This window comes from Bradyrhizobium sp. STM 3561 (genome assembly GCF_045571455.1).
GTDB classification, from domain to species: Bacteria; Pseudomonadota; Alphaproteobacteria; order Rhizobiales; family Xanthobacteraceae; genus Bradyrhizobium; species Bradyrhizobium vignae.
Window position 1 is genome coordinate 564,358 of record NZ_CP120695.1, and the last position, 13,843, is coordinate 578,200.

Sequence of the window (13,843 nt, forward strand, 5' to 3'; positions counted from 1 at the left end):
TTCTGGGCGCAGCCATATCCCTACCGATATGTGCCGCGGCGCCACTGTCCGTTGGTACGGGTCGAGACGCCCTATGGCTGGTACATGGACCGCGTTTGCGCGCCTGTCGGTCCGGTCCTGCGTCGGGCGTACTGAGATTAAAGTAAACCGAGCGGCGACTGCCGCTGTCACCAATCCTTCCAAGGCAGTCGCACAGTTGATGCGGCTGCCTTGCTCGTTTTTGTTTCATTGTGTGCTGATCATTTGTGCGCGCAGCGCAGGTTCACCATGAATATCTTTGTCGGGCCGGGGCAGGCTGTCGCATGGTGAAGATTGTGTTAGCAGATTGGCGGGGCTGCATCGGCAGCGTGATTGCGTAATGCGACCGGCCGCCGGATCTCGCCTGGTGGTGCGATCCAGCCGGAAGCTGACAGAGGATACGATGGCAGTGGCTTCAACCTACGATCTCACGGGCAAGCGTGTCTTCGTCGCGGGTCACCGCGGCATGGTGGGATCAGCTGTCGTCCGCCGGCTTGCGTCGGAAAATTGCACCGTGCTGACGGCTGATCGGCGTGAGCTGGATCTGACCAAGGAAGAACCCACGCTCAAATGGCTCGAGGCCAATCGCCCGGACGTCGTGGTTCACGCCGCTGCAAAGGTTGGCGGTATCGCAGCCAACAACAATTTCCCGGTTGACTTTCTCTGCGACAACCTTGCTCTGGAATTGAGCGTGATCCGCGCAAGTCACGCGGTTGGTGTGCGGCGCCTGCTGTTCCTCGGCTCCTCCTGCATCTATCCAAAGCACGCCAAGCAGCCGATCGCCGAAAGCGAATTGTTGACCGGGCCGCTCGAGCCGACCAACGAGTGGTATGCGATCGCGAAGATTGCCGGCCTCAAGATGTGCCAGGCGTATCGTCGGCAATATGGCGACGATTTCATCTCGGTGATGCCGACCAATCTCTACGGCCGCGGCGACAATTATCATCCGGATCATAGTCACGTTCCCGCCGCGTTAATCCGGCGCTTCCACGAAGCCAAACTCGTCAGTGCACCCAGCGTCGCGGTGTGGGGCACCGGCACGCCGCTGCGCGAATTCCTCAATGTCGATGATTTTGCGGATGCCTGCGTTTTCCTTGTGAAGAACTATTCGAGTGACCAGCCAATCAATGTTGGCAGTGGTGACGAATTGTCGATTGCCGAATTCGCGACCACAGTCGCGGAGGTCGTGGGCTATGGAGGCAAGCTTTCGTTCGATACATCCAAGCCCGACGGAACACCACGCAAGCTGCTTGATAGTTCGAGAATCCGAGAGCTTGGTTGGCAGCCGAAACTTGCACTGCGGGCTGGTCTCGCAGGGGCCTACGCAGATTATCTCCAAGGCTACGGACGTCATCTGGAAGTCAGCGCGACGCGCTGAGCTAGACTACTTAGATTGCAAGCGTCTTTTTATTCTGAACTTTGAATTTGGACGGGCTTTATGCGTATCCTCTTGGTCGGCATCAATTATGCCCCTGATCTGATCGGCGTGGCGAAATACAACGCCGAGCTTTGCGAAAGTCTGGTGGCCGAGGGTCATGAAGTCAGGGTGATTACGGCGCCTCCCTATTATCCCGCTTGGAAGATTCCTCCGGCGTTCAAGCCGTCGTACTTCAGATCGAGAGATATGGACGGTGTTCGGGTAACGCGGACGCCAATTTATGTGCCTGGACATCCCACTGGTCTCAGACGGCTGGTCCATCACGCTTCATTCGCGCTGACGAGCGCGGCGCCTGTGCTTTTTGAGGCGCTATCCTGGCGGCCCGACGTTATGATCGCGGTCGCGCCATCGCTGATGTCGGCTGCCTTCGTTTCGTTCGTCGCTCGTCGCGTTGGCGCCAAATCATGGCTTCACGTACAGGATTTCGAAGTGGATGCGGCGTTCGATCTCGGTCTGCTGCGCAATCCTTCTCTACGGAAATGGATGCTTCGTTTCGAAGCAGCGATTCTCAAATCCTTCGACAACGTTTCAACCATCTCTCAAGCAATGGTGGAGCGGCTGAGGAACAAAGGTCTGAGCTCCGACAAAGCCGCCGAGGTGAGAAACTGGATTGACACCGTCGCGATCTGCCCGGCCTCTCGAATAACCAAATACCGGCAGCAGCTGAAGCTGGGCGAGGACAATCTCGTTGGACTCTATTCCGGCACGATGTCCAACAAGCAAGGCCTTGAACTCGTAATCGAGGCCGCGATTCGCTTAGAGAAAAGTCATTCGCATATTCACTTCATCCTTGCAGGCGAAGGGCCTCACAAGATGAGGCTCGAGCAGCTTGCCGCCGGGCATCACAATATCCACTTCCTAGGGCTTCAGCCCAATGACAGCTTCAATCAGTTGATGGCCACGGCCGATTTCCATTTGATTCCGCAGAAGGCCGAGGCCGCCGATCTCGTGTTGCCTTCGAAGCTCGGCGCGATCTTCGCATCTGCTCGGCCGGTCATTGCGATGGCTGAAGAAGGCACTGGCCTCGCCGCGGAGGTTACGGATGCGGGCCTTGTGATTCCACCGGGAGATTCGTCGGCTCTCGAGCTTGCAATTTGCCAGCTTAGCGAAGCGCCCGCGCTCCGTGAGCACTACGGCGAAGAGGGAAGAAGGCGAGCCCTTGATCGTTGGGACCGGCGTACGATCGTGCGCCGGTGGTCGGACGCCATGACAGGCCAGCGCAATGCGGTAGGGCAGACGAATGTCGGTCTGGCGGGCGCTGACGTTGGGCTCCCGGTGGAGGATGCCGTTCGTTAGCCCTGAAGTATTCGACCGCAGTTGGTTGCAGTGACTGCTTCCGAAAAAAATGAGCGCCGCGATGGGCGCTCAGTTGCTTGGTTGGTCGCCTTCCTGGCCGATCTACAAGAGCTACTCGTGTCGCGGATAATATCTAAAGCCGTGCTGCTTGATGAGTTCGTCGCGCTTGGCGGATTCGAGATCCTCCCTCATCATTTCTCGAACCAGACTTTCGAACGACGTCTTGGGCGCCCAGCCAAGCTTCTGCTTGGCCTTTGACGGGTCACCAAGAAGCGTCGCGACCTCAGTGGGGCGGAAATAGCGGGGGTCGACGGAGACGACACACTTGCCCGTCTTGGCGTCATATCCCTTTTCTTCGGCGCCGCTTCCCTCCCAGCGGACTGTCATGCCGACTTCGTTGGCTGCGACATTGACAAAATCTCGGACCGAATGTTGTACCCCAGTGGCAATCACGAAATCCTCAGGCTTGTTCTGCTGCAGCATCAGCCATTGCATTTCGACGTAGTCACGCGCGTGTCCCCAATCGCGGAGGGCATCCAGATTACCCAGATAAAGCCTTTCCTGCAGTCCCAAATGGATCCGCGCCAAAGCACGCGTGATCTTTCGGGTGACGAAGGTCTCGCCGCGCACGGGAGATTCGTGGTTGAAGAGGATGCCGTTGCAGGCATACATCCCATAAGCTTCGCGGTAGTTGACCGTGATCCAGTAGGCATAGAGCTTGGCGACCGCGTATGGCGATCGCGGATAGAAAGGCGTGGTCTCCTTTTGGGGGATCTCCTGGACCAAGCCATACAGTTCGGATGTTGACGCTTGATAGAAGCGCGCCTTCGTCTCCAGGCCGGTAATGCGCATCGCCTCGAGGATGCGCAAAGTGCCGAGGGCGTCAGAATTCGCTGTGTATTCGGGTTCTTCGAACGAAACGGCAACGTGGCTCTGCGCCGCGAGGTTGTAGATTTCGTCTGGCTGCACCTGGCCAACGATCCGGATCAGGCTCGAGGAATCCGTCAGATCGCCGTAGTGAAGCCGGAGGGGCGGATTGGGCTCGTGCGGATCGAGATAGAGATGATCAATGCGGTCGGTATTGAAGAGGGAGGTCCGGCGCTTGATGCCGTGGACCTCGTATCCCTTCTGCAGAAGAAGTTCAGCCAAATAGGCGCCGTCCTGGCCCGTGACGCCGGTAATAAGTGCTCGTTTCTTTGCCATAGATAATCTCTAGGTTCGGTAGGCCGTTCGTACTCGAAAACGAAGGGGAATGGGAGGTGGGCTACGTTAAGAAAACAAGCTTAGATTAACGGCATTGAGGTCTGCGCAATAGGCAACCGATGTCCTGCTAAGGCAATTTTCGAATTTGTCTTCCCATGGTAAAATTCTGGCTCTATGGATGTTGTACGATTTGTGAATTGAATTTTGCCTGGAGCTTCAGGTTTTGGACAAACGCATAATCCCCCTGATCATGTGCGGCGGTGCCGGCACGCGGCTGTGGCCGGCTTCGCGCGAGGTTCGGCCCAAGCAGTTCCTGCCGCTGTTCGGCGCGCGCTCGACGTTCCAGGACACGCTGCTGCGCGTGTCCGATCCCTGTTCGACCGGCCGATCGTTATCACCAACGCGTCCTATCGCTTCATGGTGCTGGAGCAGCTCGCCGAGATCGGCATCGAGGCGGACGTGATCCTCGAGCCGATGCGGCGCGATTCCGGTCCTGCGATCGCAGCCGGCGCGGCGTTCGCGCAGAACCGCGCCAGTGAGGCGATCGTGCTCGCGCTCGCCGCCGATCACGTCGTGCAGAACAAGGCCGCTTTCGTCGCCGCCTGCGAAGGCCTCGCCGCCGCGAATGCCGGGCGCATTGTCACTTTCGGCGTCAAGCCGGAGCGGCCGGCGACGAATACGGTTACATCAATCCGGGCGAGGTGATCTCGGGCGAGGTGCATGCGGTTGCACGTTTCCTCGAGAAGCCGGACGCGGTGAAGGCCTCCGACTACGTCAATTCGGGCTATCTCTGGAACAGCGGCAACTTCATGTTCCCGGCGAGCGTGCTGCTCGACGAATATCGCAGGGTCGATGCGGCAAGCGTCGAGGCGGTCACCAATGCGGTCAACAATGCCGGCCGCGATCTCGGCTTCGTCACGCTGGCGCCCGAGGCGTTCGGTGCGGCGAAGGCGATCTCGATCGACTATGCCGTGATGGAGAAGACCTCGCGCGCGGCGGTTGTGCCGGTGTCGTGCGGCTGGTCCGACGTCGGCTCCTGGCACGCGGTGTGGGAGCTCTCGGAGCAGGACTCGCAGGGCAATGCCGCGCACGGCACCGCCGTGTTCGAGGATTCCCGCAACTGCAACGTCACCACCGATTCCGCGCTGGTCGCACTCGAAGACGTCGACGATCTCGTCGTGGTCGCCACCGCGGACGCAGTGCTGGTCTCGCGCCAGAAGGATGCCAACGGGCTGAAGCGCCTGGTGACGAAGCTGAAGGCGGTCGCACCGAAGGTCACCGAGGAGCATCTCAAGGTGCACCGGCCCTGGGGCAGCTATCAATCGGTCGACAACGGCGAGCGCCACCAGGTCAAGCGCATTGTGGTGAAGCCGGGCGGGCGACTGTCGCTGCAGAAGCATCATCATCGTGCCGAGCACTAGATCGTGGTCCGCGGCACGGCGCAGGTGACCGTCAACGAGACCGTGAAGACGGTGCACGAGAACGAGTCGATCTACATCCCGATGGGCGCCGTCCACCGGATGGAGAATCCCGGCAAGATCCAGCTGGAGCTGATCGAGGTCCAGACCGGCTCCTATCTCGGGGAAGACGATATCATCCGGATTGAAGACGACTATCAAAGAACCTAAGCAACACCCGAAGTGCGCATTGCGATGATCGGCGCGGATAGGTGGGAGGGCTGGTGTCCGGCAACTCCTTCGCGGTTTTCGGTCACCGCCTGATCTGCGTCGACAAGGACGAGAAGACGATCGCGGCGAGATCCCGATCGACTTACCCGGGCTTGACGAGCTGGTGACGAAGAATGTCAAAGCCAAACGGCTGAATTTCACCGCTGACCTGAGCGAGCCGGTCGCAGCGACCGATGCCGTGTTCATCGTGGTTGGCATGCCCCCCGTCGCGGTGGCGGCCATGCCAATCTGTCCTCTGCCTACGCCGCCGCCCGAGATCGTGTCGCACACCGACGTCACATGGTGGTAACGAGATTGACCGTGTGGGTCGGCACCGGGGACGAACGCATCATCCGGGAAGCCCAATCGCAAGGCCGATGTGGTTGACGCCTTCACTCTCGAATTCCTGCGCTTCAACCTCAGATTGGTCTGACCCTTAACACTCGGCGCGGAACCATTTATCCGCCTCTCTTGCACGGTACCCAGCACGGTAGAAAGGCCGGCCACAACATCGCGCCGGCTGATTCGGCAACGCTCCAGCGTAGGCGGAATTGCCAGTCTCCTTCTATGGCGTCTTGTTGCTCATGTGCCCCCAACGTGCGTGATTGATCAGGAAACCCAATCAGTGATTGTGGCCTTGCCCGAGAATGCAAGTTTACGCAAGGGCTCTGCCGCTTTCTCCGGGAGGTTCGTTCCCTGCATAGTCTCCTGGAGAGAGATAGGTCGATCTGAGCTACGTACTCTAGGCTAGCTAGACCGCGTACTCATAAATCTTGGGTTCGCTCTGGTACCCGCCACCTTTGTGCAATCGCAGCAAATGACGCGATGAGCCACTTGATGACCTCACTGGCTTCCGAACTGTGTGTCCAACATGCGGCTACAATTGCTCGACCTGTTCGCGCAAATGGGAGAGGTGCCGTATAAGCGCCGCCAGCTTCTGCTCGAAATCATCCTTGACCGGTCCGGCCGGCAGTCGGTCGCGAATCTTCTCGGCGCCCATCAGCGCGGTCTGGAGATGGCCCACCGCGGTCCACAGCTTCGTTTTCGTGAGTCTGTCCAGCGCCTCCGCAAGAGCGCGCTCGTTTTGGAGCTCGGACGGTAATAGCGGGCAACGAGATTGCTTGAAATGAACGACCGTCCCCATGGCTATCTCCAGATCTATTTTTGGATTGCTGGCTCAATTGTGATATGCGGCCCTGGACAGGGACTTGAAATCCGCGCTTAAGCGGCCTGGATGGCAGAGAGAAATCTCTGGACTTCATGTTCCAAGCGACTGCGTTCTCTCGTGAGAGACTGCGCGGACGCTAGCACCTGCGAAGATGCTGATCCTGCCTCGACCGCGCCCCGTTTTACTTCGGTGATGTTCGAAGCGACTTGTGCCGTTCCCCGGGCGGCATGCTGCAAGCTGCGCGAAATGTCTCCGGTCGTATTGGACTGCTCTTCCACGGCAGCGGCAATTGCGGCCGTAATCGCCGAGATGCGATCTATTGTTGTGCTGATATGTTTGATCGCGTCGGCGGATTCCTGCGTTGCGATTTGTATTTCGCTGATCTGCTCGCTTATCTCGCTGGTCGCCCGCGCGGTCTGGCCGGCGAGGGCTTTAACCTCGGAAGCAACGACCGCAAAGCCCCTGCCGGATTCTCCAGCCCGCGCCGCTTCTATCGTCGCGTTCAGAGCCAGTAGGTTGGTTTGCCCTGCGATGGTCGTAATAAGGCCGACAACATCGCCTATGCGCGTTGCTGCCGTGGACAATTTTTGGATCCGATGATTGGTTTCTGCAGCCTGACCAACCGCTTCGCTCGCGATTTTGGTCGATGCCTCGACCTGTCGGCCGATCTCGCTAACGGATGATGTCATCTCCTCAGTAGCTGACGCGACAGTCTGAACATTGAGAGATGCTTCTTCGGACGCCGCCGCCACTGTTGCCGAAATATGCAGGGCTGTATCAGCGGTCTTAGATAGAGTCTCTGCAGCCGCTTCCAGTTCGCCGGAGGAGGTGGAGAGCGCGGCCACGAGTTCGCCGATCATTGATCGGAAGCCGCCGGTAATCGTGTCGATCCGCTGACCGCGTAAGATCTTGGCCTCGGCCTCTGCTGCGGCAAGCTTGTCCGCGGCTTGCTTTGCGATGAGGGACTCTTTGAAGACCTGCAGGGCAGCGGCCATTTGGCCGATCTCGGTATGCTTGGCCCGGCTATGGACCACCACGGTAACATCGCCGTTGGCCAAAGCCCGCATTGGCGCAATGATGGATCTAATCCCCATTGAGATGTCGCGCAACAGCAATAGGCCGACGATAGAACTGAGTACCAAGGTGAGGACAAGAGTCCCAACAATGAGAGCAAATGCGAAGGCATAGGTCTGCTCAGCACTCTGACCAGCGGCCGCTGCACGCTTGTTGTTGATGTCCATTGCCTTCAGCAGGGCCTGTCCACTGTCCTGACGCAGCGGCTGCATTTGATGAACGATCAGATCGCTGGCAGTGGCAATATCATTCCTGCGGGACGCAGCGAGCACGTCTGGAACTTGCGCGACATACGCGCTCCAGAGTTGTTGGAAGTCCGTGTAAAGCTTGCGCTCTTCCGGAGAGGAGAGCAGCAGCTCGTAGGCGGCGCCCTCCTTTTCGATGTCGCGCGTCAGGTCGGCAAGAAGCTTCTCGGCTGAGGCTTTCTTCGCGGAGTCGGATTCCAGAATGTGATCGCGCACGACGCTGCCATATCGGATGGTGTAGGCTCTGAGGTTACCGAGCAGGCGGACCGCGGGCAGCCAACGGGATTGGAACTCAGCGACGCCCCCCTGGATGAGCCGCATGTTGCTGATGGCGAGCAGGCCAGTGCCGCCGAACACGAGAAGGAGCAAAGAAATAAAGACGACGAGTTTGCTCCTGATCGAATAGCGCGAAAGCATGGCAAGCGACTCCTGCGAAATGAGCGACAGCACAAATGGAAAATATTGGAAGATGATGTTTCCTAGACGCCGTCATGCTGCAGGCCATCCAGTAAATTTTTTACCAAGATTTAGTTGAAATTTGCGTTACAGCAATCATTGATTGCACATCTTTTGCGCACGGCGGGGAGGATTTAGGCTGTTTGAAACCTGGAGCCGCGTAGCAGCGGACATCGCGCATCGATCGAATCGGGCGGATTCATGGGCGGTATTTTCCACCGTGAGCGATGACCGCGGCCAGGCCAGGAACGTTGCGTTTGGCCAGCCCCCTTGTGATCCAAACTCGCGCACTGGGCGCTCGAATCATGCGCTACGAACTCGCCGACGCGAGACACTTTGACGCGAACAACTTCAATTAAGATGGAGATATCGGCCGTGAGGGACAACGCCATTGATCGCTATGCCGATTGCGTCGTAGATCGGAGCGGGCTGGAGGCGAGCCGAAGGAACGGCTGATGCCAACTACTCTCCAAGAACAACTGGACCAGGTTGAACGCGACATAAAGTTATACATGGAGTTTGATGCAAACGAGAAAGATCGTTTCAATCGCGAGTCGTACTTGTGGACTGCAGAGGATCGCATCGAGTGGCAGGAGATACAACGTGACAATGCTCAACGACTCCGAGAGCTGCTCGAGGAGCGTGACCATTTGCGCAGCCGGTTGGGCCTATGAAACGACAGTCAGATGATTGCCGTAGATCGCAAGTGCGAAAGATCGCAGCTGCTTCGACATTTCCCTCAAGAACTCAAATGCTCGGCTCGAAACTATCAGTTCGCCGAGACTGAAGATGGGCTCGCGTCCTGCTTGCGATTATGGGAGCTTGCTTTGGGATCGTTACGCGTATTCTTGTGGGCTTGAGTAACTCATCGGTGTTGGACCATCCATCCGAGGTCAACGACGGGCCGCGTTCTAGTCTGCTGGTGCTCGCGAAAGATACCTTAATATCTGCTGCCGGCCCGCCGGGTACCCGCCGGTTCCGCGGTTGATAGGGGAGTTGCGTAGAGGCTCCGTAGGGGACTGGCACTAAAATGTCTTCGGATGGCTCCGAAACAGATTCCTCAGGTAGAGATCGTCCGACCGCTAACATGGCGGGCTGCTCTGCTGGATGGATGTCTGGAAGGGCAGCTTCCTCGAGCCTCTTCTGATAGGCGACCTCAAGAGCCCTGGCGTCTGCCTCTAGAAGAGCGTTCTTGAGAGGAATGCTGACCTTGGCCCAGGCAAGCAGCGCCTCGTCGTCCTCCTGACGGCCATCCATTTGTGAATGGGATGGCGGAGGCGCTTTTGGATAAGCTTCGCGGGCGAACTCGATGTGAGTCCAAGACTATCCAAGCAATTTTAGTCGCAGTTTCATGGTTAAGAATAACCAATCATTGTTGCGGCTAAGGCTTTACGAGTTCTTGTTCGAGCGCCGCGATCTGCGTGAGGATGATCTCGCTCGGCGCAAATCAACGAGTTTTCCAAGTGAGCATCGCTGGCGCGAGACGAGCAGAGTGCCTTTACGCTAATCGAGTATCGAATGTGACCATCATTCTCACCTTGCTTCTGGCAAGCACGATCCTGGGATTGTTGACCGGTTTGTTTTATCGGATCTGGGCGGTTGGTCTCTTGTCAGTCCTCATCGCTATCCTCTCAGCCTTGGTTCTCCACTTCTTCGGATTTCGATTGCTCGAGGGCGTAGCTGTCAGCGTTCTTTGTCTTGTAGTCTGCCAGCTTGCATACTGGGTGTCCTCACTTGGCTTGCTCAAGGGAGCGGATCTATCTGAGGATGAAATCGACGGCTGTCCAGGAGGCGAGCGCGAGCAAGATGTCGACGACGAGAACCGCTAGCGCTATACGGATCAAATTCGGATCCTTGCGACGCCAGCGTCTCGTTGTCGCCAATATCCGCGAATGGCCTCGCGGCGAGTCAGCGGCGGGTCTCGCTGCTGTCCCGAACAAGAACGTATTCTTTTGACGCAACCAGTAGTTCATTCTGAAACACCACCAAGCTTCTCAAAGCGCTATAGAGCGTATGAGCAAAAGCGATGCCATCAGGTAATCTGAACGGCTGCAGCGGCATCGTTCGGGCGATCATGCGCGCCGCGGCTCGACTTGGTGCCGTGTACTCTTCCAGGGTCAGCGAGCTGTAGCCCAAAGCAGGCCAACAAGGTGCCTCGCTCAGGGCCTCTCGTGCCGCATTGGGGTATCGCTCCGGCGAGGACCGCCTTGCGCGGTTTGATGGAGGATGAAGACATAGGCGTATGACTGACCATATGCCTATGCCGAAGGTTTCCCGGCTTGAAGTCGTCTCGACGGGCGCTCGACGCCGTTGGACATTGGAAGAAAAGCAGCGGATCGTTACCGAGAGCTATGGCGGCCACGTTTGGTGTCGGTGACGGCGCGACGTAATGGGCTGTCGACGAGCCAATTGTTCACGTGGCGCCGGTTGACGCACGAAGGCAAGTTGAGCGGGGATGCCGCGCCGGTGCTTGTTCCGGCTCGGCGGCGGCTGTCGTGTTCGCGTTGACCGTGACGTGGACGTTGAGGCGCTGCAGCAGGTTCTTGAGCTTCCGAGACGGCGATGATCCCGATTCCGAGCGGCGTCAGGGTCTGGATCGCGACCGCCACACCGACATGCGCCGCGGGATGCAAAGCCTGGCGCTTGCGGTCCAGGAGAGCCTGAAGCGCGATCCCCATGCTGGCGATCTCTACATCTTCCGGGGTCGCCGCGGCGATCTGGTCAAGATCCTCTGGCATGACGGGCTGGGCATGTCGCTCTACGCCAAGCGCCTGGATCGCGGCAAGTTCATCTGGCCTTCGGCGTCGGACGGCGCGGTATCGATCTCGGCGGCGCAGATGGCCTATATGCTGGAAGGGATTGACTGGCGGAATCCGCAACTGAGCTGGCGGCCGCTAAGCGCGGGCTGAGCGCAGAATCCGCAGCTTTTTTTGCATTTTGGGGAATCCCAACGCGTCCAATCTGTGATTCACTGTGTCGCATGGATGCTGAGCGCGACGCTGTTCCGGATGACATTGCCGCCCTGAAGAAGGCGCTGGCGGTCGAGCGCGCGAAGGGTTTGGAGATCGCCGCTGAACTTGCGGTCGCCCGCGCGAAAGCGTCGGAAGATGAAGCGCTGACCGCGCAGCAGACGCTACAGATCGCCAAGCTAAGGTATCAGATCTACGGCCAGCGGTCGGAGCGCTCGTCGCGCCTGATCGAGCAGTTGGCGCTGGCGTTCGAGGAGCTGGAAGTCGACGCCGCCGAGGACGAGCTTGCGGCGGAACGGGCCGTGGCCAAACGATGACGGTGCGCGCGGATTTACCCGCAAGCGTGCCGAGCGCCAGACCTTCCCCGAGCACCTTCCCCGGGAACGGGTGCTAATCGATGGACCTGGGGCTTGTGAATGCTGCGGCAGCAATCGCCTGCGCAAGCTTGGCGAGGACGTGACGCTGACGCTGGAAGTGGTGCCGCGCCAGTGGAAGGTGATCGAGACGGTCCGGGAGAAGTTCTCCTGTCGCGACTGCGAGAAGATCAGCCAGGCGCCGGCGCCGTTCCATGCCGTGCCCCGGGGTGCGCGTTCCAGCCGATCGTGATCACCGATTCCAGGCCATCGTGATCACGCGTTCCAGAGCATCGTGATCACCATTTCCAGCCGATCGTGATCGATCGGGGGCAACCAGGAGGCGTCCACCGCTGACAGTCTGCAACCTGGCTACCTTGGTCTTTTGCCTAACCGCAGAGGATCGAGATGCCGACCGAGAGACTGTCCATGCGCCACATTCGTGAAGTTCTACGCCTGCACTACAGCGTCGGCATGTCGCAACGCGCCGTTGCCCGCAGCCTCGGCCTGGCCCAAGGCACGGTCAGCAAGTACCTGAACCGAACCCGCCGCGCCGGCCTGACCTGGCCGTTGCCGCCGGAGCTGGATGACGATGTCCGGCTCGAGAACCGCCTATATCCGCCACCATCCGATCGGCCCAGCGACGAGCGTCCGCAGCCGGATTGGGCGCTGGTGCATCGCGAGCTGCGGCGCTCAAACGTCACGCTGATGCTGTTGTGGGAGGAGTATTGCGACGCAAACTCCGACAGCTTCAGCTACTCGTGGTTCTGTGAACGCTACAAGGAATGGGCCGGCCGCCTCAAGCCGACCCTGCGCCAGGTTCATGTCGCCGGCGAGAAGCTGTTCGTTGATTATTCCGGCCACACCATGGAGGTGGTTGACGGGCTCAGCGGTGAGGTGCGGAGCGCGCAGATCTTCGTCGCCGTGCTCGGCGCCTCGAACTACACCTACGCCGAGGCCAGCCTCAGCCAGAGCCTGCCGGACTGGATCGCCTCGCACGTTCGGGCGTTTGCCTATTTCGGCGGCGTGGCCCGGCAGACGGTGAGCGACAACCTGAAGGCCGGCATCACCCGGGCCTGCTTTCATGAGCCGATGGTCAACCGGACCTATGCCGATCTCGCCCGCCATTACCGCACCGCCATCGTCCCGGCGCGGCCGTATCGGCCGCGCGACAAGGCCAAGGTCGAAGTCGGCGTCCAAATCGTCGGACGATGGATTCTGGCGCGCCTGCGCAACCACCGCTTCTTCTCGCTTGCCGCCCTCAACGAGGCGATCCGTGTGCTTCTCGCCGATCTCAACAATCGACCGCTGCGCAGCTGGGGACGAAGTCGGCGCGACCTGTTCGAGGAGCTCGATCGTCCGGCGCTCACCCCCTTGCCGGATGAACCGTACGAGTATGCCGAGTGGAAGCGCTGCCGGGTCAATCTCGACTATCATGTCGAGATCGCCAAACATTACTACAGCGTTCCTCACAACCTCGTGCATCAGGAGGTCGAGGCTCGGATCACCGCGCGAACGGTCGAGATTTTCCTGCGCGGCAAGCGCATCGCCTCGCACCTGCGCAGCACGCTGCCGCATCGCCCAACGACGATTTCCGAGCATATGCCGAGCTCGCATCGCCGCTATCGTGACTGGACCCATGAGCGTATTCGTTCCGAAGCCGCCAAGGTCGGCCCCGACGTCGACACTCTGATCGACGTCATCCTGCGGTCGCGGCCGCACCCGGAACAGGGCTTCCGCTCCGCCATCGGCATTCTCGGGCTGGTCAAGCGCTACGGCCAGGAACGCGTCGACGCCGCCTGCGCCCGTGCCCTCCTGATCAACGCCCGTTCGTACAAATCGGTCGCCGCCATCCTCAAGAACGGCACTGACAGAACCGCTCCGCCCGCCGAGGAGGCGCCCATCCTCTTCCACGCCAACATCCGTGGCCGCAGTTACTACAATTGATCAGGAGAG

The 13,843-nt window shown here is 59.3% G+C and carries 9 protein-coding genes and 3 pseudogenes; 9 read left to right on the forward strand and 3 right to left on the reverse strand.

The window, feature by feature from the left end; all coding sequences use genetic code 11:
* The first annotated feature begins 421 nt into the window (after positions 1-421).
* Both P6U28_RS02435 and P6U28_RS02440 read left to right on the forward strand, forming a co-directional pair.
* A complete protein-coding gene (locus P6U28_RS02435) occupies positions 422-1,396 on the forward strand; it encodes a GDP-L-fucose synthase family protein (protein ID WP_407123192.1) in 975 nt (324 codons plus the stop codon).
* A gap of 60 nt (positions 1,397-1,456) precedes the next feature.
* Positions 1,457-2,752 (forward strand): WcaI family glycosyltransferase, encoded by a 1,296-nt coding sequence (locus P6U28_RS02440; RefSeq protein WP_407121671.1) that lies wholly within the window; start codon positions 1,457-1,459, stop codon positions 2,750-2,752.
* Between the two features lie 111 nt (positions 2,753-2,863).
* Here the strand turns inward: P6U28_RS02440 and gmd are convergent, their stop codons facing one another.
* Positions 2,864-3,955, reverse strand: a complete 1,092-nt coding sequence (gene gmd / locus P6U28_RS02445) for a GDP-mannose 4,6-dehydratase (protein ID WP_407121672.1) — start codon at positions 3,953-3,955, stop codon at positions 2,864-2,866.
* Between the two features lie 260 nt (positions 3,956-4,215).
* Here gmd and P6U28_RS02450 point away from each other — a divergent pair.
* Positions 4,216-5,583 (forward strand): annotated as a pseudogene (locus P6U28_RS02450) (mannose-1-phosphate guanylyltransferase/mannose-6-phosphate isomerase).
* Positions 5,584-5,595: 12 nt separating this feature from the next.
* Positions 5,596-6,034, forward strand: a pseudogene (locus P6U28_RS02455) (UDP-glucose 6-dehydrogenase); the annotation flags it as partial.
* 465 nt (positions 6,035-6,499) lie between these two features.
* On the opposite strand, the gene P6U28_RS02460 reads toward P6U28_RS02455, so the two are convergent.
* The gene (locus P6U28_RS02460; RefSeq protein WP_407121673.1) at positions 6,500-6,766 is read right to left on the reverse strand and encodes a hypothetical protein; all 267 of its coding nucleotides are present in this window, start codon (positions 6,764-6,766) and stop codon (positions 6,500-6,502) included.
* A 77-nt stretch (positions 6,767-6,843) separates the two neighbouring features.
* Positions 6,844-8,526: a methyl-accepting chemotaxis protein gene (locus tag P6U28_RS02465; RefSeq protein ID WP_407121674.1), complete on the reverse strand. Its 1,683-nt coding sequence runs from the start codon at positions 8,524-8,526 to the stop codon at positions 6,844-6,846.
* A gap of 1,559 nt (positions 8,527-10,085) precedes the next feature.
* Here P6U28_RS02465 and P6U28_RS02470 point away from each other — a divergent pair.
* The 5 genes and pseudogenes from P6U28_RS02470 to istA all read left to right on the forward strand — a co-directional run bounded on the left by P6U28_RS02470 (position 10,086) and on the right by istA (position 13,834).
* Positions 10,086-10,394, forward strand: coding sequence for a hypothetical protein (locus tag P6U28_RS02470; protein ID WP_407121675.1), 309 nt, complete (start codon positions 10,086-10,088; stop codon positions 10,392-10,394).
* Between the two features lie 544 nt (positions 10,395-10,938).
* Positions 10,939-11,073: a transposase gene (locus P6U28_RS02475; RefSeq protein ID WP_407123193.1), complete on the forward strand. Its 135-nt coding sequence runs from the start codon at positions 10,939-10,941 to the stop codon at positions 11,071-11,073.
* Positions 11,061-11,474: an IS66 family insertion sequence element accessory protein TnpB gene (gene tnpB, locus P6U28_RS02480; protein WP_407121676.1), complete on the forward strand. Its 414-nt coding sequence runs from the start codon at positions 11,061-11,063 to the stop codon at positions 11,472-11,474. Before P6U28_RS02475 ends, tnpB begins: the two co-directional genes overlap by 13 nt.
* A gap of 71 nt (positions 11,475-11,545) precedes the next feature.
* A pseudogene (locus tag P6U28_RS02485) lies at positions 11,546-12,119 on the forward strand (IS66 family transposase zinc-finger binding domain-containing protein); the annotation flags it as partial.
* A 176-nt stretch (positions 12,120-12,295) separates the two neighbouring features.
* Positions 12,296-13,834: an IS21 family transposase gene (istA, locus tag P6U28_RS02490; protein WP_407121089.1), complete on the forward strand. Its 1,539-nt coding sequence runs from the start codon at positions 12,296-12,298 to the stop codon at positions 13,832-13,834.
* Positions 13,835-13,843: the final 9 nt, after the last annotated feature.